This window comes from Qipengyuania atrilutea, from assembly GCF_013370205.1.
Classification (GTDB): domain Bacteria; phylum Pseudomonadota; class Alphaproteobacteria; order Sphingomonadales; family Sphingomonadaceae; genus Actirhodobacter; species Actirhodobacter atriluteus.
On record NZ_JABWGV010000002.1, the window covers coordinates 651,668 to 676,748 of the forward strand.

22 protein-coding genes and 1 pseudogene are annotated in these 25,081 nt (G+C 59.2%); 12 read left to right on the top strand and 11 right to left on the bottom strand.

Going from position 1 to position 25,081, the window contains the following annotated elements:
• The first annotated feature begins 13 nt into the window (after positions 1–13).
• Positions 14–739, top strand: coding sequence for a MauE/DoxX family redox-associated membrane protein (locus tag HUV48_RS08155; protein ID WP_176267352.1), 726 nt, complete (start codon positions 14–16; stop codon positions 737–739).
• A 132-nt stretch (positions 740–871) separates the two neighbouring features.
• Here HUV48_RS08155 and HUV48_RS08160 read toward each other — a convergent pair whose 3' ends face one another.
• From HUV48_RS08160 to HUV48_RS08180, 5 genes and pseudogenes are all read right to left on the bottom strand, one after another.
• Entirely contained in the window at positions 872–1,945 is a 1,074-nt protein-coding gene (locus tag HUV48_RS08160) for a glycoside hydrolase family 43 protein (protein WP_404799924.1), read from the bottom strand.
• 191 nt (positions 1,946–2,136) lie between these two features.
• On the bottom strand, positions 2,137–3,180 hold the full coding sequence (locus HUV48_RS08165; protein WP_176267271.1) for a glycosyltransferase family 4 protein: 1,044 nt from the start codon (positions 3,178–3,180) through the stop codon (positions 2,137–2,139).
• Positions 3,180–3,995 (bottom strand): annotated as a pseudogene (locus HUV48_RS08170) (UDP-2,3-diacylglucosamine diphosphatase). The gene HUV48_RS08165 and the pseudogene HUV48_RS08170 overlap by 1 nt, the downstream one beginning before the upstream one ends.
• Positions 3,996–4,185: 190 nt before the next feature.
• On the bottom strand, positions 4,186–5,862 hold the full coding sequence (locus HUV48_RS08175) for an alkaline phosphatase D family protein (protein WP_176267272.1): 1,677 nt from the start codon (positions 5,860–5,862) through the stop codon (positions 4,186–4,188).
• Positions 5,863–5,875: 13 nt separating this feature from the next.
• Complete coding sequence (locus HUV48_RS08180; RefSeq protein ID WP_176267273.1) at positions 5,876–8,224, bottom strand: TonB-dependent receptor; 2,349 nt, start codon at positions 8,222–8,224, stop codon at positions 5,876–5,878.
• A gap of 241 nt (positions 8,225–8,465) precedes the next feature.
• Here HUV48_RS08180 and HUV48_RS08185 point away from each other — a divergent pair, with 241 nt between their 5' ends.
• A complete protein-coding gene (locus HUV48_RS08185; protein ID WP_176267274.1) occupies positions 8,466–9,506 on the top strand; it encodes an aldo/keto reductase in 1,041 nt (346 codons plus the stop codon).
• Between the two features lie 74 nt (positions 9,507–9,580).
• On the opposite strand, the gene HUV48_RS08190 is transcribed toward HUV48_RS08185, so the two are convergent.
• On the bottom strand, positions 9,581–9,862 hold the full coding sequence (locus HUV48_RS08190; protein ID WP_176267275.1) for a DUF3175 domain-containing protein: 282 nt from the start codon (positions 9,860–9,862) through the stop codon (positions 9,581–9,583).
• 147 nt (positions 9,863–10,009) lie between these two features.
• Positions 10,010–10,303: a plasmid stabilization protein gene (locus HUV48_RS08195; RefSeq protein WP_176267276.1), complete on the bottom strand. Its 294-nt coding sequence runs from the start codon at positions 10,301–10,303 to the stop codon at positions 10,010–10,012.
• A gap of 281 nt (positions 10,304–10,584) precedes the next feature.
• On the opposite strand from HUV48_RS08195, the gene HUV48_RS08200 reads away from it, so the two are divergent.
• The 3 genes from HUV48_RS08200 (at position 10,585) to HUV48_RS08210 (ending at position 14,590) form a co-directional block, all read left to right on the top strand.
• Positions 10,585–12,699, top strand: a complete 2,115-nt coding sequence (locus HUV48_RS08200; protein WP_176267277.1) for a TonB-dependent siderophore receptor — start codon at positions 10,585–10,587, stop codon at positions 12,697–12,699.
• A 104-nt stretch (positions 12,700–12,803) separates the two neighbouring features.
• Positions 12,804–13,277, top strand: a complete 474-nt coding sequence (locus tag HUV48_RS08205; RefSeq protein ID WP_225871575.1) for a hypothetical protein — start codon at positions 12,804–12,806, stop codon at positions 13,275–13,277.
• Positions 13,274–14,590 (top strand): PepSY-associated TM helix domain-containing protein, encoded by a 1,317-nt coding sequence (locus HUV48_RS08210; protein ID WP_176267279.1) that lies wholly within the window; start codon positions 13,274–13,276, stop codon positions 14,588–14,590. The genes HUV48_RS08205 and HUV48_RS08210 overlap by 4 nt, the downstream gene beginning before the upstream one ends.
• On the opposite strand, the gene HUV48_RS08215 is transcribed toward HUV48_RS08210, so the two are convergent.
• From HUV48_RS08215 to HUV48_RS08230, 4 genes are all read right to left on the bottom strand, one after another.
• The gene (locus tag HUV48_RS08215) at positions 14,574–15,944 is read right to left on the bottom strand and encodes an arsenic transporter (RefSeq protein ID WP_439822690.1); all 1,371 of its coding nucleotides are present in this window, start codon (positions 15,942–15,944) and stop codon (positions 14,574–14,576) included. The two genes, HUV48_RS08210 and HUV48_RS08215, sit on opposite strands and share 17 nt — an antisense overlap.
• On the bottom strand, positions 15,944–16,372 hold the full coding sequence (gene arsC / locus HUV48_RS08220; RefSeq protein WP_176267280.1) for an arsenate reductase (glutaredoxin): 429 nt from the start codon (positions 16,370–16,372) through the stop codon (positions 15,944–15,946). Before arsC ends, HUV48_RS08215 begins: the two co-directional genes overlap by 1 nt.
• Positions 16,373–16,412: 40 nt before the next feature.
• Complete coding sequence (locus HUV48_RS08225; RefSeq protein WP_176267354.1) at positions 16,413–16,745, bottom strand: ArsR/SmtB family transcription factor; 333 nt, start codon at positions 16,743–16,745, stop codon at positions 16,413–16,415.
• Between the two features lie 121 nt (positions 16,746–16,866).
• Entirely contained in the window at positions 16,867–17,118 is a 252-nt protein-coding gene (locus tag HUV48_RS08230; RefSeq protein WP_176267281.1) for a hypothetical protein, read from the bottom strand.
• A gap of 260 nt (positions 17,119–17,378) precedes the next feature.
• Between HUV48_RS08230 and HUV48_RS08235 the strand changes: the two genes are divergently transcribed.
• From HUV48_RS08235 to HUV48_RS08260, 7 genes are all read left to right on the top strand, one after another.
• On the top strand, positions 17,379–17,846 hold the full coding sequence (locus HUV48_RS08235) for a mechanosensitive ion channel domain-containing protein (protein ID WP_176267282.1): 468 nt from the start codon (positions 17,379–17,381) through the stop codon (positions 17,844–17,846).
• 3 nt (positions 17,847–17,849) lie between these two features.
• On the top strand, positions 17,850–18,200 hold the full coding sequence (locus tag HUV48_RS08240) for a hypothetical protein (protein WP_176267283.1): 351 nt from the start codon (positions 17,850–17,852) through the stop codon (positions 18,198–18,200).
• Between the two features lie 413 nt (positions 18,201–18,613).
• On the top strand, positions 18,614–19,585 hold the full coding sequence (locus HUV48_RS08245) for a CorA family divalent cation transporter (RefSeq protein WP_176267284.1): 972 nt from the start codon (positions 18,614–18,616) through the stop codon (positions 19,583–19,585).
• Between the two features lie 330 nt (positions 19,586–19,915).
• Entirely contained in the window at positions 19,916–21,025 is a 1,110-nt protein-coding gene (gene rodA / locus HUV48_RS08250; protein ID WP_176267285.1) for a rod shape-determining protein RodA, read from the top strand.
• A gap of 1,374 nt (positions 21,026–22,399) precedes the next feature.
• Positions 22,400–23,200, top strand: a complete 801-nt coding sequence (locus HUV48_RS14230; protein WP_217906725.1) for a ParB/Srx family N-terminal domain-containing protein — start codon at positions 22,400–22,402, stop codon at positions 23,198–23,200.
• Entirely contained in the window at positions 23,131–23,754 is a 624-nt protein-coding gene (locus HUV48_RS14235; RefSeq protein ID WP_217906726.1) for a DNA-methyltransferase, read from the top strand. The genes HUV48_RS14230 and HUV48_RS14235 overlap by 70 nt, the downstream gene beginning before the upstream one ends.
• Entirely contained in the window at positions 23,744–24,127 is a 384-nt protein-coding gene (locus HUV48_RS08260) for a DUF5681 domain-containing protein (RefSeq protein ID WP_176267286.1), read from the top strand. Before HUV48_RS14235 ends, HUV48_RS08260 begins: the two co-directional genes overlap by 11 nt.
• Positions 24,128–25,081: the final 954 nt, after the last annotated feature.

Here is a 25,081-nt window from a genome sequence, read left to right on the forward strand (position 1 = left end):
CACCGTTTACCGGATGGTAATGCCGGAACACGTGTGTCCGTACGGCCTGAAAACCGTCGACCTGCTCAGGCGCGAAGGCTTTACGATCGACGATCACCACCTCGAAACGCGTGAGGAAACCGACGCCTTCAAGGAAAAGCACGACGTCAAGACGACGCCGCAGACCTTCATCGATGGAAAGCGCATCGGCGGCTACGACGATCTGCGCGAGCATTTCGGAAAGTCTACGCAGAAGGCAGACGAAACGAGCTATCAGCCGGTCATCGCGATCTTCGGGATCGCGCTGCTCCTTGCGCTGGCGATCAGCTGGTATGTGTTCGACAGCGTCTTCACGGTCCAGGCGGCCGAATGGTTCGTCAGCCTTTCGATGGCACTGCTCGCGATCCAGAAGTTGCAGGACATCCGCAGCTTCTCGACCATGTTCCTCAATTACGATCTGCTCGCGCGGCGCTGGGTTCCCTACGGCTTCATCTACCCGTTCGGCGAGGCGCTCGCCGGTGTTCTGATGGTGGCACATGCGCTACCGATCGTTTCCGTACCCGTTTCCCTGTTCATCGGAACCGTCGGCGCGGTCAGCGTGTTCAAAGCGGTCTATATCGATAGGCGCGAGCTGAAATGCGCCTGTGTCGGCGGCAGCAGCAATGTTCCCCTCGGCTTCGTATCGCTGACGGAGAATTTGTTCATGATCGGCATGGGGCTATGGATGGGCGCGAAGGCGCTCGGCTGGATCACGCTCTGAAACGCTTTCGATCATAGAGGATGACAAGTCAGTTCAGCTGTTCTGCAGTGGGATCAGGACTGAAAATTTTCCCGGCAGCGCCGAACAGGGGAAGCATCGCCATTGGCGAACTTCCCCTGCCTTGTTCGATGGCTAGTCGAGATCAGTCATCGGATTGATCGTTTCTATGGTCCCGTCAGCACGGAAGGTGAGCGGGGTCATCTTCACGTTACGCAAATGGGTGAGACCGGAGCGCTGCGTATCGTGGTAGAACAGCCACCATTGCCCGTCGATCTCCGTGATGGAATGATGCGTCGTCCAACCCTCTACCGGTTCGAGTATGCGGCCGCGATAGGTGAACGGACCGTAAGGCGAGTCGCCCGTTGCATAGACGAGGTAATGCGTCTCGCCCGTTGAATAGGTGAGATAGTAAGTGTCGCCGCGCCGGAAGACCCACGCTCCTTCGAAGAATCGGCGGTCTAGATCACCCGCAAGCAACGGGTCGCCGTGTTCGTCGAGTATCTGGACTGGGCGGAGCGGCTCTGCAAACTCCAGCATATCGGGTGCCATGCGCGCCACGACCGGAGTAATGGCGGGTTCGCCTGGCGGTGTCGGATCGTCCTCGGTCACGCTGGCATCGTAGCTACCGTTCGGCCAGCGTTGCAGCTGGCCGCCCCAGATGCCGCCGAGATACATGTAGTGCTCGCCGTCGTTATCGCGCAGGATTCCCGGATCGATGGAATAGCTTCCTTCGATCGGCTCGGCTTGCGGCGTGAACGGACCCGTCGGAGATTTCGAGGTCGCCGCGCCAATGCGGAAGATGTCGTTCGCATCCTTGGCCGGAAAATACAGGAAATAGGTGCCGTTGCGGTAGGCCGCGTCGGGCGCCCACATCTGGCGCTTGGCCCACGGCACCTGCTCCACATCGAGTGCGGGCGGGTGGACGGTGACCGGCCCGCCGGGGCGTTCCATCGACAGGACCTGGTAGTCCCGCATGTCGAAGGCATCGGCCGAGTTGTACAACTCCTCGGGTACTTCCTCGTCATGGCTGGCATAGATGTATATCCGGCCGTCGTTCCATACGCGCGCGGAAGGGTCCGCAGTATAGATCTCATCGGTCAGGGGCTGCGCAATGTAGCGCGGATCACCCTCCTGCATGGGCGTGGTCGCACAGGCGGCCAAGAGCGATACGGTAGCAGCGCAAATCGCGGTCTTAAGGGGTGTCAAATTGTCTCTCCCAATTTACGGTAGCGCTAACATACAAACAAACTGCGGCAACTCGCAAATACGTTTCTGACGGTTGCGCTCATCGCTTGCTTTATCTCGTTTGAAACACGCACTGTTCGGCGATTGATAGCTCTGCGGCGCAGCGCCGTTCGGGGGCTGCGTTATATGCTCATCGATTTACCGCACGGCGCTCACGCGGTCTCCATCGCGCGCGCTGCCATCGCCGGGCCGAAAGGAACGAGCGCATTCTCGAACAGGTCGGTTGCCGCTTCCCAGCTGAAACGTTTCGCGTGTGCCACGCATGCGGCTGGGTCGATCGCGAGAGCCCGCTTTACGTTTGCGGTTAGGTCGGGGCCGATCGCACCGACTTCGTTCGTCAGAATGTCTCGCGGCCCCGTCGCGTCGTACGCCGCTACCGGAGTACCGCTGGCTAGTGCCTCGATCAGGACAAGGCCGAAGGTATCGGTCATGCTGGGAAATACGAAGCAATCGGCCGTTCGGTACGCTGCTGCAAGCGCCTCGCCGGTGCGCGAACCCAAGAAGTGCGCATCCGGAAACGCTCGCATCAGTTCCCTGCGTTGAGGTCCATCGCCGACGACGAATTTAGCGGCATCGATGTCGAGTGACAAAAAGGCCTTCAGGTTCTTCTCGACTGCGACACGGCCAACGAACAGCAGTTTCGGCTTTCCGCCGGCAAGGGCGAGAATCGCGGCATCTGGTGGACCGTCAGGACCGAATGCGGCCAGATCGACGCCACGGCCCCAGTCGCTCGTATGGACTATGCCCCTGCGCGCAAGTTCGCGTTTCATACTGTCCGTCGCGCAGAGTACGGAGCTGGAGGCCGCGTGAAATCGCCGCAGGGCGGGCCAGAAGAAACCCTCGTTCAGCCGCGTGCGCTTCGAAAGATATTGCGGAAAATGCGTATGAAAGGCGCTCGTGAACGGCATTCCGGACCGCTTCGCCCAGCGTCTCGCGGCAAATCCAAGCGGTCCTTCGGTAGCGATATGCAGCGCCTGCGGCCTGAACCTCTCGATCATCGGTCCCACCCGCTTCTCCCCTGCAAGCGCGAGACGGATCTCCGGGTAGGAGGGGCACGGAGCCGAACGGAACCGATCGGGCGAGATGATATCTACAAGATGGCCGCGATTTTCCAGTACGCGGCGCGTAGCCTCGAGAGTTCGGACCACACCGTTGACCTGCGGTTTCCATGCATCGGTTACAAAACAGATACGCATTACGCCGCCTCCTCTCGGATTTCCGTAGTTCGGGCGAGAACCTCCTCGCTCCAGCGAAGGATTTCCATTCGGCCGTCCGGATGTTCGACGAGCGCCGTGCAACTCTCGACCCAGTCGCCATCGTTGTAATATGCTAGGCCGTCGAAATCGCGCTGTTCGGCGGTGTGAATATGACCGCACACGACCCCGTCGAGGTGCCTTTTCCGCGCTGCTGTAGCGACAGTCTCTTCGAACCGGGAGATGAAGGCGACCGCATCCTTTACCTTGTGCTTGGCATGGGCGGAAAGAGACCAGTAGGGAAGGTTGAGGCGGCGCCGTACCGCGTTGATGGCGACATTCAGTTTAAGCAGGAAAGTGTAGGCTGCGTCGCCGAGAAAGGCGAGCCAGCGCTGGCTCATCACGACCGCATCGAACTCGTCGCCGTGAAGGACCAACAGGCGCCGCCCGTCTGCCGTTTCATGGACCGCACTGCGGCGGATCTCGACCCCGCCGAAATCGAGGCCGGAAAACTGCCGGAACATCTCGTCGTGATTGCCGGGAATATAGACCACGCGCGATCCGCTCTTGGCTCGCTTCATGATGCGCCTGACGATCGCATTATGACGTTCCGGCCAGTAGAAGCGCCGCTTCATTCACCAGCCGTCAATGATGTCACCGACGAGGTAGAGGGTCTCGCTATCGCAATGGTCGAGGAAATCGATCAGCAACTGGTCGTTGCATCCGCGTGTTCCCAAATGAACGTCCGAGATCCAGATTGTCCGGTATTGCCTTCGCGGTGCACCGGACGGTCCGATGCCTTTAACTTTTTTGGACAAGTCCTTGAACTGGTCCGGTCGATTTCGGTTCGGACCAAGCTTCGTCAATTTCGACATGCGCGCCTCCCTGTTCGGAAGGTCGGTAGATCGCGCGCGTTACAGTCTGCCTTGAGATGTTACATTGGCGAGACTTGAAGAACTTTTGACGTTCCTCAGGGAGGAATGGCTGGCAATCAAGCGGCGATATCGCTCAAGCTTCACCCGCGCGGCGCCAGTTGGCGAACTCGTCTCCTGCCAACGCGACGAACGATGCATCGACCTCGGCATCGAATTTACGGTCGAGAACGGTATCCACAGTGATGAAATCCGCTTTCGCTTCTGCCGGGGTAAGGGTCAGAAGCGTATAACCCTTCTTGTCCTGATTGCAGTAGGCGACTTCCTCGTTCGCCGCCTCGATATACCGCCCGATTCCCGGCAGCAGAGAACCGTAGGAAGGACTGGTGATCGCCGTGCAGCCTAGTTCGAGCGCGACCAGTTCCCCTGCGTCGTCGAACAGGTTGTTGGCCCATCCGGCGTGACTGTCTCCTGCAAGCACGATCGGTTTCGATGCGCTGGCTCCGAAAGCCTCGTACAAGCGCTTGCGTGCGCCCGGGTAGCCATCCCAGGCGTCCAGATTGAACGGCACTCCTGCTTCGTAGGCAAGCTGCGCATCGCGCAGCCTTCCTTCGTAACCGGATGGAAGCTGCGCGAGCATCTGCGCGTAGCGCGCCTCCCCCATCTGCCGTCTTAGCTGCGGTCCGGAGACTTTCGCCATTACGACCTGATTGGCAACGATTTGCCATGGTTTGCCGGCTTCGGTGGAGGTCCGGAGAGTCTCGCGCAGCCAGTCACGCTGCCGGCTTCCGATCAGTTCGCGCTTCTCGTCGGACAATGCGGTCAGCAAACGTGCGTAGGCATTGGCGTCACTTGGGTCGCCTGCGAACTCCAGTTGCTTGTCGCGAACGAGCAGTCTGGTTTCCAGCATGGCGAGGGTCAGAAGGTCGCCGAATTCGAAGCTTCGGTAGATTTCGCTGGCAGCGCGGCCGGGTTTCGGATCGCGGATCGGCATCCATTCGAAATAGGCCTGCATGGCGGCTGCCTTGCGCTGCTCCCAGTCCCCTTCGCTTTCCGGCTGGTGATTTTCCGCACCGCCGATCCAGCCGTCGTTGGTAACCTCGTGGTCGTCCCATACACAGATGAAGGCTGCGCGGGCGTGCGCGGCCTGCATGTCGGGATCGCTTTTTACCTGGGCATGCCGCCGCCGGTAATCTTCGAGCGTGACGGTTTCGTGGAGCGGATCGGGCAGACGGTTCAATCTTTGGCCGATGTCGGCCCCGTAGCCATCGGCGCCGTATTCGTAGATGTAGTCGCCAAGCATCAGAACCGCGTCGAGCCGCTCGCTCTGCGCCATATGCGCGTATGCGTTGAAATAGCCGCCCGGATATAATTGGCACGATGCAACGGCGAGCACGACGTTGTCCGTTGCGCCGACTGGAAGCGTGCGGAACCTTCCCTCCGGAGACCGTGTCCCATCGGGTCCCGTGAAGTAATAACGGTATTCGCGTCCCGGTTCGAGACCGTCTACCTCGACCTTTACCGTATGGTCCGCCGCTGTGCGAGCAAGTGCCGTACCGCTTGCGGTTGGGCTTCCTGCCGCACCGGAAACGACGAACCACCGCAGGGGAACATCTCCGGCACCGGCTTCTTCCACGCTGGCACGGGTCCAGAGCAGGGCACCGTCCGGAGCGGGATCGCCGCTCGCAACACCGTGTGCGAAGCGTACGGCAGCGTTCGCTTCGGGAATTGTGGTGCAACCCGGCAATGCCGCGGCGCCGGACGAACCGAACAGACCCAGGACACCGCGCCGGTTGATTTTCGCCGATTGCATTCCGTCTACTCCCTTATCCGCCTACCCGCGCGGTCAGTTGGATACCATAGAGGCGAGGTTCGGCAGGGATGAACGTCGGGATGCCGAACGCGCCGCCGGTATTGCCCGCATCGAGCAGATATTCCTCGTCGAAGGCATTGCGAATGAAGCCGGCAATTTCGAACCTTTCGTCGGCAAAGCTAACGCCTGCACGCGCATTTACCAGGAAGACGTCATCTTGGCTCAGGAGCTCGCTGTTTGGCAACTCGAAGAAGAGCTTGCTCCGGTATGTGAAAGACGGCGTCGCGAAGAAGCGCATACCACTGGCAACAGGTGCATCGATCGTGATGCCGCCGGAAGCCTGGTATTTCGGCTGCAGCCGGAAGCGCGCGCCCGAGAACGCGCCGGAAAACGCTTCGTCCTCATCGATCTTCGCGTCGATGTAGGCACCGTTCAGAAACAGTCCGAGCCAAGGAGCGAGATCGGCGGTTATCTCCGCCTCTGCGCCCAGATTGCTGGCCGAACCGGCGCTTTCCGTGCGCGAGGTTCCGTCCGACTGCACGACGCTGACCTGGAAGCCGTCATACTGCTGGTAGAACACGCTCAGCGAACCGCCGAACATGCCAGTCTGGCCTTTGACGCCGCCCTCGTAGTTCCAGACAGTTTCTTCGGGCACGATCTGCGTGGGTGCGCCGAGTACCTGTGCGGCAGCAATCTGGACGACCGGAGAGCGGCGCCCTTTGGAAACCGTACCGTAGAGGTTTATCTCCGGCGTCAGGCGATACAAGGCATTGAAGCGGGGCAGGACCGCAGAGAAGCTTTGCTCATCTTCGAAAGCTTCACCGCCCGTGTCCACCTGCCCCGGAATGAGCGGCGAGCCCGTAATGACGGATGCCGGTACGTCGGCAAAGAAGGCAGAGCGCCGCTCTTCGATAAGCAAGCGAACACCCGCGGTGAGTTCGATCGCATCTGCGGGAATGGCGGTAACGTCGGCAAAGATGGAATAACTGTCGTTTCGCCCCCGGTTCTCGAACACGGAGGTGTAGGGGATCGCGGTGGCCGCGCCGCCCGTCAGGAGTTCGGTAACGCCGCTCGCCGGTACGCTGCCGTCGGGCGCGACGCACGGAATGCCAGGGATAAGCGGACTGGGCGTCGCAAGGCTGGTCAGGCACTGAAGGAACAGGCCCTCCTCGGTCGAGAAAGGCACGTTCTGGACCCCGTCCTCACGAAAGAAGTTCCAGCCGAAGGCAGCACGCCACGCGGGATCGACATAGGTGAACCGGCCCTCATGGCTGGCCTGCCAGCCTTCCGCGATCTCGGCGAATTCCAGGAACGGTGCCGCCGATCCGTCAGCATCGAACACCTCTGCGCTGTCGAACTCCCGGTAGCCGTTTACCGTGGTGAAAGTGAAGCTTTCTCCGAACTGATGCTCGATAGTCAGATTGGCGTCATACACGTCGCGATCGAGGCCGAGCTGGTCGTCGCCCAAGGCTTGAGCGGAGAAGGGCGAGCCGCCAAGATTGGCAGGCTCGAAAGCGTTGTCGGAGCCTCCCGGCGCACCGGCGAACGCGGGTAATCTTCCCGAGATGAACGGAGTGCCGCCATTCCGCTGCCGGTCGTAGGTGCCGACGAGATCGACCAATGTCTGGTCCGTCGGACGCCAGCGCAGTGAAACCCGCGTACCCAGCTGATCCTGTGAGTAGAGGTCCTCTTCCTGGCGCTCCGCAAGATTTCGGACATAACCGTCGCGGGTACGCCATTCGGCTGCCACGCGGATGCCGAAAGTATCGGATCCCGCGTTTACGAAGCCCGATAACAGGGTCTGATCGAAATTGCCGTAGCCGCCGGTTACTTCCGCAGCAAAGCCGGGCCGGGGCTTGGCGGATACAAGGCTGATCGCTCCCACTGCCGAGGCCGTTCCGAACAAGGTTGCCTGCGGCCCCTTGATGACCTCGACCCGTTCGAGGTCGTAGATTGCCTGATAGCTGCCACGCGACCGGGATATGTCGACCCCGTTGTAATAGAGGGTAACGCGGGGTCCCTGTTGCGCGGAACCGGAATCGCTGGTCACGCCCCGGATAACGATACCCGGGTTGTTGGCGCTTTGCTCCTGTATGTTCAGGCCGGGCACGTAGCTCGACAGCTCGTCGAGATCGGTTACGCCCAGTTCCTCGATCTGTGCGCCGCTGACAGCGGAGATGGTAATGGGAACGTCTGTCTCAACCTGCTCGAGCTTCTGTGCCGTGACGATGATCACATCGCCCAGCGCCGCCGGCTCTTCGCTCGTAGAGGGCTGGGCTGACGATTGCGCGTACAAGGCGCTGAGAGGAAGGAAGGAAACCGCACTAAGCAAAGCGAAGCGACCGAACGATTGAAGGCGCATAAAAGACCCCGAATGAGTTGAGTTTGAGCGCCTCTAACAAGCAACCAAGACAGCGAAGCGACAGTTCGAAGACAGCTAGATGAAAAGCCGCCGTGGGGTGCATATTTCCGGATTGAGGAGGCCGTCCGAAACACTGGTTGTTTGCCTAGCAACCGCCTCTTGGGGACACACTGGCGACAGATCGGTTCGCTAGCGTTTCCCCGCTGCAGCCCCTAGGCGTCGAGAGAAGAAGGAGAGCATCATGGATTACGTCACGCTGGGCCGCTCGGGTCTCAAGGTCTCGCCGCTTTGTCTCGGCTGCATGAGTTACGGCGACACTACTCGCGGCTGGCATGGCGACTGGGTACTGGGCGAGGACGAGGCGCGTCCCTTCATCCGCCAGGCGGTGGAGGCAGGGATCAACTTCTTCGACACCGCCAACATGTATTCGGGCGGATCGTCCGAGGAGGTAATCGGGCGTCTGCTTCCCGAGTTCGCGCACCGTGACGAACTGGTCGTTGCGACCAAGGCGTTCCTTCCCTGGCGCCAAGCCCCCAACGCGGGCGGGCTTTCGCGCAAGAGCCTGATGCAGGCGATCGACGACAGTCTGAAACGTCTGAACATGGACTACGTCGATCTCTACCAGATCCACCGATGGGACACCGCGACGCCTATCGAGGAAACGATGGAAGCGCTCCACGACATCGTGAAGGGGGGCAAGGCGCGCTATATCGGGGCATCCAGCATGTACGCCTGGCAGTTCGCCAAGGCTCAGGAAGCTGCGCGCGCCAACGGCTGGACCCGCTTCATATCGATGCAGAACCACGTCAATCTATTGTACCGCGAAGAGGAACGCGAGATGATCCCGCTCTGCGCGGATCAGGGGGTGGGGCTGATTCCGTGGAGCCCCCTCGCGCGGGGCAGGCTGGCGCGATCTCACGACGAAAGCACCGTGCGCAGCGAGACGGACCGGTTCGGAAAGCTCCTTTATCGCCAGCACGAAGAGGCCGATCGAGCGGTCATCGAAGCGGTCGGGGAAATCGCTGCTGCCCGCGGCGTCGAGCGTGCGACGGTCGCGCTAGCGTGGCATTACTCCAAGCCCGAAACGGTCGCTCCCATCGTCGGTGCCACCAAGCCCGGCCATATCGCCGCTGCCGTAGAGGCCACCAGATTGGAACTGACCAGCGAAGAGATTGCGAAGCTCGAGAAGCCCTACTTGCCCAAATGGCCGGTCGGCGTGGAAAGCACGGCTTCGGACGATCTTTCGCTGACGGTGCGAAAGAGTGTCCGCGGACATGATTAGGCGCGCAGGTTTCGTCGACGATACGATATCGTCCTGGCGAACAACTGCGAGCGCAAGATTGTACGGTACCTCCCTTACTCGTCGTCACTGTCGAACAGCGCCCGTAACTCGTCTTTCGCCTGCTCGAGCTTGTCTCGTTCGTCGTCCGAAAGGTTGTCGCCTGCCCGGTTGATATAAAAAGTCAGCATGCTCATTGCCGACTGCAGCGGACTGCCCTTCCGGCGTGAACTCTTTTCGGCTGAACGCTTGAGCGATCGCGCAATCTCATGCGGATCGTCCTTGGTGAAAACTTCTTCCTCCAGATCAAGAGAGTCGGAATTTTCGGTAACGTCCCGCGACCATTTATCTTTCGTCATCGGAAATCTCCGTAAAAACAGCAACGATGAGGGGTTAGGGTAAACCAGGGGTAGAGAAGCAATTAAGGAAGCATCCGTTCGGAATGCCGCGCGCATTGCGCCATAATCTTCTTACCGTCTGCTTCTCGCACTCGCTCGACCAATTGGTCAGTTGCCGTGTTCGCGGCGGGTTTCCCAACCCTTCTTCGCGGCCTCGGAACGCTTCTCGTGGCTCTGGCTCGAACCGCTCTTGTGGCCGCCCATGCGCGAAGATTCTTGCGATTTCTTGTGTCCGCGTCCGGAACCGCATTTGTTGCCGCCACCCGATTCCTTATTGACGGTCGCCCACGCGCGGCGTTCCGCCTCGTCCTCGCTCACTCCGCGATCTTCATACCCTTTTTCGATATGCTCTGCCTTGCGCTTCTGCTTGTCGGTGTAGCTGCTCTTGTCGCCCTTGCTCATCTTCCGAACCTTTCTTCGACGTTTTAAAATGTCGATCGGTAAGCCGAATCTTACAGGTAAGGACGTCCCTTTGCTTTGATCTTTATTACAAGTTCAGGCCGGTGGGGCAGGGAGGCGACTTTACTACACTTGCCCGTTCCATCTTAGACTAGTCGTTGCGATCTAGTGCGAACCCCACCTCTCTTTTTCCAGTATCGAGAAAAACTCCGCGGACAAATCGGTGTTGCAATTGCGAATGACTTGCATTAGCGGGCGGTCAGATTGTGTTCAGGGAGCTAGATTTGAAACCGATATTTCTTGTGACGACGGCTTCGTTCGCGTTGATTTTCGCATCGCCCGCTTTGGCGCAGGATCGTTCAGCCCAGACCGGCGATCCTGAAGACGAAGTGGACGAGCAGACGATTGTTGTCACCGGTGCGCTCACGGATTTCGGGGCGACGAAATCCGACACGCCGATCATCGAGACCGCTCGTTCCATTTCGATCGAAACCGAGCAGGATTTCGAGGAGAAGGGCGCTCAGTCGCTGGACGATGCGCTGACCTATTCGGCAGGCGTGACGGCCGAACCCTTCGGCTTCTCCACCCGCGGCGATTTCGCGCAGGTGCGCGGTCTCGATGCGCCGGAATATCGCGACAATCTCCAGTACCTTTTCGGGTTCTACAATACGACGCGGCAGGATATCTATACGCTGGAGCAGGTGGAGGTGCTGAAAGGTCCTGCTTCCGTTCTTTACGGTGCGGGTTCCCCGGGCGGGATCATCAATGTGGTAACCAAGCGGCCGCATGGCATGACCGAGGGCGAAGTGCGCCTCGAATATGGCAGCTTCGATCGCAAGCAGATCGCGACCGACATCAATATCGCGATCCCCGGCGCGGAAGACCAGGCGCAATTGCGCTTCGTGGGCATCCTACGCGATTCCGATACGCAAATCGAACAGGTGAACGACGACAAGCTCGTCATCGCGCCCGCGGTTACCCTGCGCCCTGCGACGGGCACCGAGGTGACGATCCTGGCCAATTATTCGGAGCAGCGTTCGGACACCGCGCATCAGTTCCTGCCGGTAACCGGGACGCTCTTCCCGTCGGCCAGCGGGCAGGAAATCGACCCCTACGAATATCACGGCGCCCCCGGCTTCAACGCCTACGATACCGAGAGCCTCGCGCTTACGCTGATCATGGAACAGCAGTTCAGCGAGACGTTTTCGTTCGAAGCGGTCGGCCGCTACGTCGATTCGCAGGCCGACTATCGCCAGGCCTGGATCGCCTTCCAGGGCAATGGCGTGCCGCGGATCGACGAGAACGGCGACGGCGCGTGGACCTACTACCTTGCCGACAACCGCAGCGAACAACTCGCGATCGACGCGCGCCTGCGCGGCGAATTCTCCACCGGGCCGATCGAACACGAATTGCTCGTCGGCGTGCAGCGGCAGGATGTGTTTACCGATTCCGACACCGCCTATCTGTTCGCCGCCGGCACATTGAACGCCTTCGATCCGCATTATGACAATGTGCTCAGCGTAGAGGAGGTTCGGCAGTTCCAGGGCAATGGTCCGCGCAATTACGTCGATTCGACCGGGTTCTACATTTCGGACCAGATGAGCTGGGGTTCGCTGGTCGCCGCTGCGGGCGTAAGGTTCGACGACGTCGAAAACCGGGTTCAAAACGGTATTACGCAAAAGGATGACGCCACCAGTCTCAGCTTCGGTCTGCTCTGGCGTGGTCCCGCAGGCCTTTCTCCTTACGTGAGCTACGCCGAGAGTTTCGAGCCGGTGGTCGGCATCGACACTATTACCAACCAGCAATTGCTGCCGCAAGAAGGACGCCAGTACGAGGCAGGCATCAAGTGGCAGCCTACCGGGGTCAATGCACTCGTCACGCTGTCGGCATTCGATATCGAAGTGTCCAACCTTCCCAATCCCAACTCACTCGTCGGCGGCAACAGTCAGCAGGAAGGCGTCTCGAAAGTCCAGGGATTTGAAGTCGAGGGCAATGCCTTAATCGGCGGCCTTCGGCTCGACGGCAATGTGAGCTACCTAGATGCGGAGGATCCGAGTGGCTTCGCGCTGACCTCGATCGCCGACTGGCAGGCTTCGCTGTTCGCGCTGTACAACTTCCAGGGCATGCTCGACGGACTCAGTCTCGGCGGGGGCGTCCGCTATGTCGGCGGCAATGAGAGCAATGGGTTTTCGGCGATCGACGGCAGCCTGCTGACCTATCGTGTCGACGGGCGAACGGTGGGCGACCTGTCGCTCGGCTACGACTTCGACCGGTTCGAGTTCAGGCTGACCGCGCGCAACGTCACCAACGAAGAATATTACGCCGTTTGCCTTGTTCGTGGGGACTGCTTTCCGGGCGAGAAGCGCAGCATCAACGGTTCGCTGACCGTCAACTTCTGATGGAAGGCGGCGCTCTGATCTGGGTGGCAGCCACCTTGGCTATCGGCGGCGTGGCCTTGCTCCGGTTTTCCTGGAGCAAACCTCATCGCTCGACCGCGCTAAATATGGGCGGCTGGGCGGTATTGGTGGCTGCGTTGGCGGTGGGAGACGAGACCGCAGGCGAATGGGGCGTGGCAGTGACGGTCCTTGTGGCCACTGGCGCAGCCTTCGCCGTGCTGTTCGTCGCGGCTCGCACGCCCGCACGAAAGGCTCGGGCCAAAACGATCAGGACGAGCCACCGGGGGAGTAGCGAGGTGGATTCACCGGTACGATCCGGGTTGCTGACATTCGCGATAGCCGGGCCTCTGGCACTCGCCGCGAGCGTGCTGCTGGCGCTTGCCGTGCGCGCACTGATCATCGGCGCCGGGGGCGCGGAAGCCGACGGCAATGTCGCCGTTCTGGCTACGGTCCCAATCGCGTGGCCGATACTATCCTTCGCACTGCTGATGATGTCGCATCGCGGTACACAGTTCGCCTGGGTACTCGGTGTAGCGGCTGTCTCGGCACCTTTCCTGCTGTTACAAGGGGGCACGGTATGACGCTCGCATTATCGAAGGACACCGTCCGCAAGGCGATCTCCGCGCACTCGGCATTGGGACTGATATGTTGCGCGCTGCTGTACCTGATCTGCGCCACCGGCACGGCCATCGTGCTTTACGAAGAATGGCAGCGGTTCGAACAGCGCGACGCACCCGAGATGACTGCGATCGCGCCTGCCAGTATCCAGCGCGGGATCGAGAACGTCATCGCCAGCGAAAGCGGCAAGCCTGCCACCACCCATCTCTACGTCCATTTGCCGACCGATGCTCTGCCACGCACTACGATCACCACCGACACGCAGGCGGTGCATATCGATGAGCAGGGCCGGATCGCGAGACCGGAAGAGAATGCTTGGGCCGAATTTCTTCTCGCCCTTCACTACCGCCTCAACCTGCCGGCAGTCGTCGGAATGTCGCTCGTTGGCCTTTTCGGAGCGATGCTTACTGCGCTCACCATCTCGGGCATCGCCGCGCATCCACGCATCTTCCGCGACGCTTTCCGTCTTCGCGCACGCCGAGGCGACGACGTCGCGACGCTCGATTGGCACAACCGGCTGGCTGTATGGACAATCCCGTTCGCCCTGGCGATTGCGCTCACGGGGACGATGATCGGCCTGTTCTATATCTCGGGGTCGAGTCTTGCTGCGAGCGCTTATGGCGGCGACAGCGAAGCTGCTCTTGCTCCGGTTTTCGGCGGCGAACCCGAAGGCAACGCTTCGCCCGCTCCAATACCCGATGTAGTTCCGGCGCTAGCCTACATGCAGCGCGAATACCCCGAGACCCGCCCCTATTATGTCATCCTGCACGATCCGGGCACGGCGGGCCAGCACATGCAGATCGTTGCTGAGCATCCGAGACGCCTCATCTTCGGTGAATACTATGCCTTTTCCGGGCAGGGGGAGTTTCGCGGTGCGGCAGGTATGGCGGATGGTACCGTCGGCCAGCAACTGGCAGCATCGACGTATAATCTGCACTTCGGAAACTATGGCGGACTGCCAGTCAAGATCGCCTACATAGTCTTCGGCCTGGCGATGACCGTCGTGGTCGCAACCGGAACCTTTATCTGGCTCGACAAGCGCGAAAGGGCCGGGAAGCCGTCTCCCTACCTGCGTGCGGGCTGGTGGGGCCTTGTCGTAGGTGTACCTGCAGGTATGGCAACGACGCTTCTGGCGCGTTTCGCTATAGGCAATGATGCGCCGTTCGTTGGAATTTTCTGGACGGTCTGCCTGCTAACGATTGCCTTATGGCTGCTTCGCTCGAGGCAGGCCCGTACGACCATCGTCACGACGACGCACCCTATCCTCGCAGAATAAGGTTCGACAAGGCCGTAATGGGAAGCTCATTCGCGAGCCGAACTTGAAGAAGAGGGGCGCTTGAAGCTAAAGCCAGCGTAAGACGGAAGGCGAGCGCTGCCAATGTCACCAGCAGGATCGGCGTCGTCAGCGTGATGCCGACGCGGAAATAATAGCCCCAGCCGATCCTCACGCCCTTCTGCCCCAGTACGTGCAGCCACAGCAGCGTCGCGAGCGAACCGATAGGAGTGATCTTCGGCCCGAGGTCGCAGCCGATGACGTTGGCGTAGATCATCGCATCGCGAACCGGTCCGGAGGCATCTGTGGCGTCGATCGACAACGCGCCGACGAGGACAGTGGGCATATTGTTCATGCCGGATGAAAGGATGGCAGACAGGATTCCCGTTCCGAAGGCCGCTCCCCACACGCCGCCCTCGGCCGAGCGTTCGAGAAGTCCGGCGACCGCGTTTGTAAGCCCGGCGTTGCTCAACCCGTAAACCACTAGATACATGCCAAGAGAGAAGATCACGACCTGCCAGGGCGCCTCGCGGATGACCTGGCCGGCCGGGATGGCCGGGCCGCGCGCAGCGATAATGATAAGGGCAAGAGCGCCGATCGCGGCAACCGCGCTTATCGGTACGCCGAGTGGATCGAGCACGAAGAATCCGGCCAAGAGCAGGGCCAGCACGATCCAGCCGGCGCGGAAGGTAGCCTCGTCATGGATCGCGTCCGCAGGAGCGCGCAACTGTGCGACATCGTAGCTGGCCGGAATGTCCTTGCGGAAGAACACCATTAGCGCGACGAGTGTCGCCGCGATCGCAGCGAGGTCGACCGGAACCATGACCAGCGCGTACTCGCCGAACCCGATGTCGAAGAAATCGGCTGACACGATGTTGACGAGGTTGGAGACGACCAGCGGCAAACTGGCGGTATCGGCGATGAAGCCCGCAGCCATGACGAAAGCCAGCGTCGCCTTGCCGTTATAGCCGAGCGCCCGGAGCATCGCGATCACGATCGGGGTAAGGATCAGCGCGGCTCCGTCATTGGCGAAAACCGCTGCGACACCTGCTCCGAGCAGGACCACGAGGACGAACAACCAGCGCCCGTCGCCGCGGCCCCAGCGGGCGACGTGAAGCGCAGTCCATTCGAAGAAACCCGCTCTATCGAGGATCAGGCTGATGAGGATGATTGCGACGAACGCCCCCGTCGCGTTCCAGATGATGTCCCAGACTAAGGGGATATCTGCCAGGGAGACGACGCCGGTAGCGAGCGCCACCAGCGCGCCGCCCATTGCGCTCCACCCGATGCCGAGCCCGCGCGGCTGCCAGATTACCAGCGTAATGGTAACCACGAAGATGAGCAATGCGAGGAGCATCAGCCGATGCGCTGACCGGCTTTATCGACGACCTGCTCGCCGTCCTCCTTGGTGAATACACCCTTTTGAGGACCTGTGAGGATGTCGAGCACCGCCTCGGACGGGCGGCACAGACGAACACCGAGCGGCGAAACGACGAGCGGGCGATTGATGAGGATCGGGTGCTCCATCATCGCGTCGATCAGCGCTGCATCGCGCAGGCTCTCATCGTCGAGACCCAGTTCTGCATAGGGTGTGCCCTTTTGACGCAGCAAATCCCTAGGGCTGATCCCCATGTGCGCGGTCAGGCTTTCGAGCATGGAGCGAGACGGCGGTGTCTTGAGGTATTCGATCACGTGCGGCTCGATCCCCGCGTTGCGGATCATCGCCAGCGTGTTGCGCGACGTCCGGCATTCGGGGTTATGGTAAATGACGACATCGGTGGTCATTGGCGTATCCTTCGAAAAGCGCGCAGCGGAATTGCGACGTTCAGCAGCAGTCCGAAAGCTCCGCGACGAGCGGCTCGCACAGTTCCGCGCGTCCCTCGCAGCAGTCCTTCGCCAAGAACAGCATCAGGTCGCGCAGGGCAGTGATGTTAGCGCGCTGGATCATCTGCCGCCCGCGCTTTTCGGGAACGACGAGCCCAGCGGCAACCAGGATGGCAAGATGACTGGAGAAGGTGCTTTGGCTGAGGCCCGAAGCGTCGACGAGTTGCCCGGTAGAAAGGCCTTCCGGCTCGTGACGCACGAGAAGCCGGAAGGCATCCAGGCGGGTCGGATGAGAGAGGGCAGCAAGGGAATCTAGAGCGGCAACAGTCTGCATCCATCGACTTTTAGCGATGCGCCAGCTCATCGTCAAATTCCATCGAGATATTCCGATGAAAGGCGGCTACTTCAGGGCAGCTCTCGACCGAAATGACGGCCGAGACCCCGCAGCAGTTATGTTATAGCAGGAGGCCCAATGCGATATGCAGACCGCCAAGCAGGGCTGCCGCCGCCGTTGCTACGGCAGCCCGGGCATTGAGGATGCGGGCACGATTGAGCGCAGTTACCAGACGGTTCAGGTCCGCGTGATTGAAATCCTCAAATTTACTGACTCTGCGCTGGGGACGGCCCGCGGCCTGCAGCCAGAACCATGCCGATACCACGGCAGCCACCACAATGGCTGCGTCGAGCACGTAAAGCGCTAGTTCCATTGGCGCGCTTTGACCACAATGGTTCCTGCGTTGCTGTCGTTGCTGAATAATGTCATCGTGAACCTCATCAGATCAAATGATCGTGAAAAACCACTTGTTCCGACATCGCGATGCAGAAGCAGATCTCGCCAGAGGGGCCCGGTAACGCGCGGCAAATATGATCGCACTGAAGGTTTACAAGTGCCGCCGTGTCCAGCAATTCAGCCGCACGACAAGAAACCCCGGATGACCTGCAACAAGCCGCGGTGAACGGAGAACAAATGAGCTTCGAGATTCCGTCCGCATTCTATACCTCGGATGCGTTTGCTTCGGTTTCCCTCCTGCTGGTTCTGTTCGCGGCGAGGCTGATCGTGGGCCGAGCCTTGCGGCGACGAAAAGACCTGACCGAACAAGTAGCCCGGCGTTGGACAGCGAACCTCCGCAACTTGCTCCTCCTTGTCGCGGTAATCGGGCTGGTCATGATCTGGGCGCCGCAGCTGCGAACCTTCGCCCTGTCGTTGACGGCGGTCGTCGTGGCGCTCGTCGTGGCAACCAAAGAACTGATTCTGTGTCTCTCCGGAGCGGCACTGCGCACGTTTACGAGAGCCTTTTCTGTAGGGGACGTGGTCGAAGTAGGCGCAACCAAGGGAGAGGTTCTCGATCTCAGCCTGCTTGCGGCCCAGCTGGAAGAATTCGAAAACTCCGGCGGTTCGATCGTCCCTACCGGCAGGATAGTCACTCTGCCGTAAAGCTTGCTGTTCACCTTTCCCGTCAAAGTCCGCCCCCATTCGGTTGGCAATTCCGAGCACAAGTTCGAGATGACCTTCGAGCCCGACATCGACCTGTTCGCTATGCGCAGCGAGCTTCAGGAAGCTGCCGAAGAGGCTTTGGCCGAAACGACGCGGAATAAAGACAAGGTAAGCACTGCGAAGGGGCGTGGACCTCACTGCACCATCAATTTCGGAACCAGCGAGATCGGCAAATATCGCCTGCAAATCACGCTGAACGGAGTTCTGGCCGACCCGCAAAATGCCGAGAACGCCGTCGTTTGCGCGATCGGCTCGCTTCTTCACTCGAAAAGAAGCATTTCGGACGGCGCGTAGCAACGGAGTATTCGCCGGTTGTCATCGCGGCGCCGTCCGTCCGGCGGTGAGCGTATTAGGCAAGCGAAACCGAGTTAGCAAAGGCCAGCGCATGGGTAGATCGCGCTGGCCTTTACCGTGATTTGCGCAGGATGCATCGCTGCGCAGCGGCTTCATGAGGCGGGTTCGTAATCCTCGACAGCCTACCGATCACCACGTTTCAAGACGGGACGGAATGGGAGGATTGCCTGAAGGCGGGATGGTTGAAGGCCAGCGCATGTCCGTACACTGGCCTTCAGGGGTCCAAACAGGGGAGCAACCCTGTTGCGGCGATAATAGCCGCGACTAGTAAATTAGTGGTTGATGCTTTCGATCGTCGTGCCTCAAGGCTGGGAAATGGTGGCCCGGCGAAAAATTTCCGTTAGATCGCTGGCATGCCCGATGAGCTTATCCCGAATACCATGCGTGCTCTTCTGATGGAGAACGGCGCTTTCCGCGAGATCTCTGCGAGCGAGGGCGCTACTTATCGAGGTGACGGCTTCGTCTGGTTGCATACCGAACGGCGTGGAGACAACGGCCGAGCCGATCTGCCATCCTACGTTCCCGATCTCGCTGCAAATGCGCTGCTTGCCAGCGAAACCCGCCCCCGGTGCGATGAAGTAAATGATGCTGCGCTCATAAATCTCAGGGGCAATGCGCTGGAAGCCGTGCGAGACAGCGATCAGCTCGTTTCCATCCGGGTTTGGGTGGAGGACAAGCGCGTCACCTCCGTAACCCGCAATCCGTTGACCGCAATGGCTCGCGTCGAAGCCGCCATGCGGGCAGGGAAACTTTCCGACGGCGGGGATTTCGTCGCCGCGCTCGCGCATGCGATCAGCACCGAGCTCGATCCGGAAGTCGCCAATCTGGGCGATCAGCTCGACGACTGCGAAGCCGAGATCGAAACGGCCAACATCTATGCCCTTCGCCGCCGCATTGCCGTTTTGCGATCGCAGGCAATCGCGCTTCGGCGCTTCGTCGCGCCGGACCGTGACGCGCTCGGGTCGATGGCGCAGCTTCCGTTCGCTTGGATCAGCAGCGAGGATCGGTTGCAATTGCGCGAGGCGGCTGGCCGCTTTGCCCGCATGGCCGAGGAGTTGGAAACCGTTCGCGAACGTGCTGCGCTTCTCCACGAACAATTGACCGACTTGCGGGCCGAGATCGTCGACAAGCGTTCGCTCGCGATTGCGGTGATTGCCTTCATCTTCCTGCCCCTGACCTTCATCACCGGGCTGCTCGGCATGAATGTCGAGGGCATTCCGTTCGCCGACCGTCCTTGGGCCTTCTGGGGCGTGACGGGCCTTTGTTTTCTGGTTGCGGTGTCGGTGCTGGGCTGGTTTGGCGTGCGCCGGTGGCTAGACGACTAACTGTAAGACGTGACCGTCGATCGAGCGAATAATCTTCTATCAACCGGAAACTGACTGGACTATAGGAGCGGCGGCGCACGCGGCAATCGGGCCGAAAGTCCGCTGGAACATCTTCAGGGTGAATAACAAGGCCGTCGGTGCGCAGGCAGCCGAAGCGGTATCGCTTTGATGGAGGCGCAGTCCCCTCCCCATCCAGTTTCGACCGCCTCGCCTTCCAGGACGGGGTTGCCGCTGCTCGCACTCGGCGCGATCGGGGTCGGCAATCAGCTTAGAATTTGACGGCTACCCCAGTGGATCGGCAATTCTCCTTGCAGCAGGACCTACAGCGAAATGCGTGACGTCGTCCCGCCGGCCATTGCCGCCCTACCGTGGAAGGTCGTGACCCTGCTTGTCCTTCTGGCGAGCTTCGGTAGTCTGGTGCTCTACTCATCTGCTGGAGGCAGCTGGACGCCTTGGGCGCTGCCTCACATCGTCCGCTTCTGCCTGTTGCTGGGCGCAGTACTGCTGATCGTTCGGCGGTTGCCGCTGGCGTTCCTTCGCCGGATCGCCTGGCCCGCCTACATCGCTTCGCTGGCGATGCTCATCCTTGTCGAACTTATCGGTCAGGTGGGCGGAGGCAGCCAGCGGTGGCTGAATCTGGGCGTGCTGACGATCCAGCCGTCCGAACTGATGAAGATCGCCATCATAATCTCGCTCGCGCGCTTTTACGAGCAGTTGCCTACCGGCTACGTCAACTCCTGGAGGGGGGTCGTCCCGCCGATCGTGGCGGTCTCGTTGCCAGCAATTCTCGTCTTGATCCAGCCTGACCTCGATGCGGCAGTGTTTCTGCTCGGACTGGGCTTCGTCATGATGTTCCTGGCGGGACTACCGCTCGGCATATTCGTGGGGACCGGCGCTGCAGCACTCGTGGCAGCGCCTATTGCCTATCTCTTTCTGCTCGAACCTTATCAGCAGAAGCGCTTGCTCAGCTTCCTCAATCCGGAAAGCGATCCCCTCGGTACGGGATACCACGTTATCCAATCGAAGATCGCAATCGGATCGGGCGGCTTCTGGGGGCGCGGTTTCCTCGAAGGATCACAGGCCCGGCTAAGCTACCTTCCTGAGCACCACACCGACCTCGTTTTCGCGGCCCTTGCTGAGGAGTGGGGCATGATCGGCGGACTTGCCGTTTTAGCCGCCTATTTCTTTCTACTGCGGTGGGGGTTCCAGGTTGCGGCACGCGCCGGGTCCCGGTTCGGCAAGCTGTCCGCCATGGCGCTGGTCGTGATGCTGTTCCTCTATATCGCGATGAACATGTTGACTGCGACCGGCCTGACGCCGGTCATGGGTATGCCGCTGCCCCTGATAAGCCATGGGGGCTCGGCCATGCTTACGGTCATGATCGCATTCGGCATACTGATGGCGATCGATCGCGAAGGCAAAGGCTCGCGCCTGCGCTGAGGCATGGCTTGACTTCGCATGGTGTGTGCCTCTGCGCTCGCAACTCGCTAGGAACTGAGGATTGTGCAGTAAGTACCGAGTCGGCTCGAAAGTTGGAATGGCGCGGCAGGCAGAAGCAGTGGCTTACGGCGCTGCGTCGGTTGCTGTATCGAAAAGCGAGCGTCCATCTCTGACCACAATTGGGGCGCGACGCAGTCCGGAGCGAACCACTCTCGCTGCGACATCCCTGCTAAACAGGGAACTTACACGTCATTTCCCCCTTTTACATTCGCCCCGGCGCTGGCTTTCTGCGTGTAATTCATTGGAACTGCGCTTAGACTTCGGAGGATGGCACGAATAAGCGCAGCGAATTAACAGGCAGGTATTAGGCCGATATGTGGCGCCGATTAGGTTACGATACAGGATGTCCATATGAGTGACATTAGCTCTTGCTCCAGGGCTACTTGCTTGTCCAAGCGCTGAATGAAAGCATTCGGCTTGCTCTCTTGTTTTTCAGGCTACAATCCAGCCATTTTAGGCCTCGCAAGCCTTGCGATCAAATCTCGGAAAACTTTTTTAACCATCTTGGCGGAATAGATCCCCGCGCAACTGTTTGAAATAGCGCTTTTGCCTCAAGCCTTTTCTGGCCGGATCTAGAAGGTGCTTTCACCGTCCTCATTCGGCGGACTTTAGAGTGATCACAATGACCGAGATCGGGCGCAAAGCTGCCATATAATTCAGCGAGTGCAGTTTGCTCACCTAGCAGTTGAGACAAACGCTGATTTCTCCTGACCCTTTGCTGATTGCAGACGTATGTCTCTCACTGCAGCATCGCGAGATGCGTTGAGCAAAACCGCGCGGAACTGGGCCGAAAATCACAGCTATCGGTTGTCCAGTGCTTTATCGTATACACTTGCAGGACTGTTTGGTGCAGCACGCAGTCTGCTGCGAACTGCTCTCTAGGCATATTTTCCCTGCTTTCAGGGTATTTACAGGGAAATCGAAGTTTCGGAAAAGGATTTCGCCTTTACCAACGGCGCTATTGCTAGGTTTTCTGCGGTCGTGGCGCTCAATTTCCCTAATAACCAGAACAGGGAATTAAATCGATCCAACAGGCAATTGGTTTGGTGCGAACAGGGATAAAATCGGCTAAATTAACGCCGCTTACAAATCCGGACTTCGTTGATCGATTTTGGTTAAATTTATCCCAGATCGGTAGGCTAACGGCTCAGTTAATACGTTCCACATCTGGAACTAGTTTCGCGCATTGCGAAACAAACTTTCGCAATTCGCGTCAGATAGTTACGCGCATTGCGTAACACGAAGAACTGCAACCTTTCAGCATTGGCGAGCCGCTTTTTTTGCTTTCTAATGATCGCAAAGGAGAAGACAGCGATGACGTCGTTATCGGTTCAGTATTTCAGTCCAAGCGAGTTGTCCGCCGACCCGCGGAACGCTCGGACCCATAGTCAAAAGCAGATTGGACAAATCGCAACGTCGATCGAGCGTTTCGGGTTCAACAACCCGATCCTGATTGACAAGGCGAACCAGGTCGTTGCTGGTCACGGAAGACTTGAGGCATCGCGTAAGCTTGGCCTCGAAGCCGTGCCTGCAATCCGCCTCGACCACCTTAGCCAGGCGCAGCGCAAAGCCTATATCATTGCTGATAACCGGCTAGCAGAGTTAGCTGGCTGGGACGACGAAATCCTCGCAATTGAACTTCAGGGTCTGCTCGAGATGGACCTCGACTTCGAAATCACTGACCTTGGCTTCGCAATGGGCGAGATCGACCTGGTGATTGGCGAGAACAGGGTAGGGGAAGGTAGTGAAAATGGTGATCAGTATATTGCCTCTTTAGGAGAACTAGCACCTATCGCCCGTCCCGGTGACCTTTGGCAGCTGGGGGCTCACCGCCTGTTCTGCGGCGATGCGCTCGACCCAGCGAGCTATCAAGTCCTGCTTGACAGCAACAAGGCACAGTTGATCTTCACTGATCCGCCTTACAACGTCCCGATCAGTGGCCATGTTTCGGGCCTAGGCAAAGCTCGCCATCGAGAATTCGTTCAGGCATCCGGTGAAATGTCCCCAGGGTGTTTTCGAACTTTCTCCGCAGTGCGTGCACAAGGATGCGTGATGCTAGCGATAACGGTTCAATCCATTTTATCTGTATGGATTGGCGGCACATCGCGGATTTGATCGCAGCGGGAAGCACCGTCTACTCCGAACTCAAGAACATTTGTGTATGGGTCAAGTCCAACGGAGGCATGGGCACTCTTTACCGCTCGCGTCACGAGCTCGTCGCGGTGTTCAAGGCTGGAAGCGCGCCCCACCAGAACAATGTCCAGTTGGGCGCGCACGGTCGCTACCGCACGAATGTGTGGGAATATGAGGGCATGAATAGCTTCCAGCCAGACCGCGATTGCAAGCTAACCATGCACCCGACAATCAAGCCGATTGGTTTGACCGCTGACGCAATCCTTGATTGCTCTTCGAGGGGCGATCTCGTGCTCGACCCCTTTGCAGGGTCAGGCACGACCATCCTTGCTGCCGAGCGCACCGGACGTAGATGCGGGGCTATTGAGCTCGACCCTGCTTACGTGGACGTCGCGCTCGATCGCTATTGGCGGATGACGGGCACTAAGCCCGTGAACTTGTCGACCGGCGAAAAATACGAACCCGGTTCTACTGCAGATCAAGCTGCCAAGATCAGCGGGAACGAACTAGCCGGAGGTAACGGCTGTGAACGATGATGAAGGTTACGAGGTTGGCTACGGCAAACCGCCGAAGGCAACGCGGTTCCAATCAGGCCAGTCAGGTAATCCGCGGGGGCGCCCGAAAGGCAGTGCTGGGATCCAGACGCTGCTTGCCAAACATCTAGGCAAGATGGTCAACGTGACGATTGACGGTCACCAACAACGCAAGACGATTAAGGAAGCAGCTGTCTTATCGCTCGTGAAGAGTCTGATAAACGGGACCCCTGATCAAAAAATCAAATTGCTGAAGTTCATCATGCCTCTGCTTGAGGAACGTGAGACGGACGAAGAGTTTGATTTCGGAAAACTTAGCGATGACGAAGTTGATATGCTTGAAGCGTTATTAGTAAAGGGAGGGCGAACCAGTTAGCGGTGAAACCGCGAATGTGAAGCTAGGGAGTAGCTGTTTTGTGCCCCAAGCCCGGACATTGGGCGAGCAAATCGTCTTGTCCGAAAGCTGACCATCCGGGCTAGCAGCGCGGTGTCTGCTGCTGGTCCCGATCGACCAGCTCACGAACGTTCCTTCTCCTTGGTCAATCAGATCGTCACTTGACAGTCCCGCCCAACGCCTCTGGGTCGAGAAATTCTAACCCAGAATAGTGCAAATTTCTGGTCGCAGATTAGTAGCGATGTACGCACTAACGCGAACTTCTGAAAGCTTTTATTCGTCAGGAGCGCAGCATGGCTCGCTCTCGTCCTCGCGGGCGGTGGCGACCGTTATTCGCCAAACAACATGGCGCGAAGATCCCACGCAATCGTCAACATATACATGGAAAGCGCCAGTGAAGCGCCGTCGAACGGCGCTTCCGGCTAGCGCAAAAATAGTGCAAACCGGAACGGCGCTTACAAGCATCAAAGCCCGAAAATCTGTTAATTAACTCATTGCGCAAAATATTAGACCAAGAGCATTCTATTTGTGATACATGTCACAAACAATTTGATTTATGTTTTAGACCGTTATCAGACTGACGGCGGCAGCAAGATTGATGTGCAGCAATTTCGTTTATTGCGATGACTAGGAAGGGATTATGATGACTCGCCGCTATACGCCTGCATCGTGCTGACGGCCCACGCCCACGCTCGCTGCGCCAAATTTCTACGATACCGTTGACATATAGGTGAGAAAGGGTAGCTTCCTGTTTGAGGAACTTGTCTGCCTCCGCGGCAGGCTTCGGGCTTTCTGTCATAGAAGGTAAGGCGCATACGTCCGCGCGAGAGTGGAGCTGATGAATAAGTTGCGCACCATTGATCACTTCATTGCCGGGGGAGCAGGCGGCGGCTCGGCCCGCACGCACGATATCTGGAACCCTTCGACCGGCGAAGT

Bases quoted from the DNA above. Each gene is read 5' to 3' on its own strand.
- HUV48_RS08155 (WP_176267352.1), top strand. From the start codon at position 14: ATGGTAATGCCGGAACACGTGTGTCCGTACGGCCTGAAAACCGTCGAC.
- HUV48_RS08165 (WP_176267271.1), bottom strand. From the start codon at position 3,180: ATGCGTATCTGTTTTGTAACCGATGCATGGAAACCGCAGGTCAACGGT.
- HUV48_RS08175 (WP_176267272.1), bottom strand. From the start codon at position 5,862: ATGCAATCGGCGAAAATCAACCGGCGCGGTGTCCTGGGTCTGTTCGGT.
- HUV48_RS08180 (WP_176267273.1), bottom strand. From the start codon at position 8,224: ATGCGCCTTCAATCGTTCGGTCGCTTCGCTTTGCTTAGTGCGGTTTCC.
- HUV48_RS08185 (WP_176267274.1), top strand. From the start codon at position 8,466: ATGGATTACGTCACGCTGGGCCGCTCGGGTCTCAAGGTCTCGCCGCTT.
- HUV48_RS08190 (WP_176267275.1), bottom strand. From the start codon at position 9,862: ATGACGAAAGATAAATGGTCGCGGGACGTTACCGAAAATTCCGACTCT.
- HUV48_RS08195 (WP_176267276.1), bottom strand. From the start codon at position 10,303: ATGAGCAAGGGCGACAAGAGCAGCTACACCGACAAGCAGAAGCGCAAG.
- HUV48_RS08205 (WP_225871575.1), top strand. From the start codon at position 12,804: ATGGGCGGCTGGGCGGTATTGGTGGCTGCGTTGGCGGTGGGAGACGAG.
- HUV48_RS08210 (WP_176267279.1), top strand. From the start codon at position 13,274: ATGACGCTCGCATTATCGAAGGACACCGTCCGCAAGGCGATCTCCGCG.
- HUV48_RS08215 (WP_439822690.1), bottom strand. From the start codon at position 15,944: ATGCTCCTCGCATTGCTCATCTTCGTGGTTACCATTACGCTGGTAATC.
- arsC (WP_176267280.1), bottom strand. From the start codon at position 16,372: ATGACCACCGATGTCGTCATTTACCATAACCCCGAATGCCGGACGTCG.
- HUV48_RS08225 (WP_176267354.1), bottom strand. From the start codon at position 16,745: ATGCAGACTGTTGCCGCTCTAGATTCCCTTGCTGCCCTCTCTCATCCG.
- HUV48_RS08230 (WP_176267281.1), bottom strand. From the start codon at position 17,118: ATGGAACTAGCGCTTTACGTGCTCGACGCAGCCATTGTGGTGGCTGCC.
- HUV48_RS08235 (WP_176267282.1), top strand. From the start codon at position 17,379: ATGAGCTTCGAGATTCCGTCCGCATTCTATACCTCGGATGCGTTTGCT.
- HUV48_RS08245 (WP_176267284.1), top strand. From the start codon at position 18,614: ATGCCCGATGAGCTTATCCCGAATACCATGCGTGCTCTTCTGATGGAG.
- rodA (WP_176267285.1), top strand. From the start codon at position 19,916: ATGCGTGACGTCGTCCCGCCGGCCATTGCCGCCCTACCGTGGAAGGTC.
- HUV48_RS14230 (WP_217906725.1), top strand. From the start codon at position 22,400: ATGACGTCGTTATCGGTTCAGTATTTCAGTCCAAGCGAGTTGTCCGCC.
- HUV48_RS14235 (WP_217906726.1), top strand. From the start codon at position 23,131: ATGCGTGATGCTAGCGATAACGGTTCAATCCATTTTATCTGTATGGAT.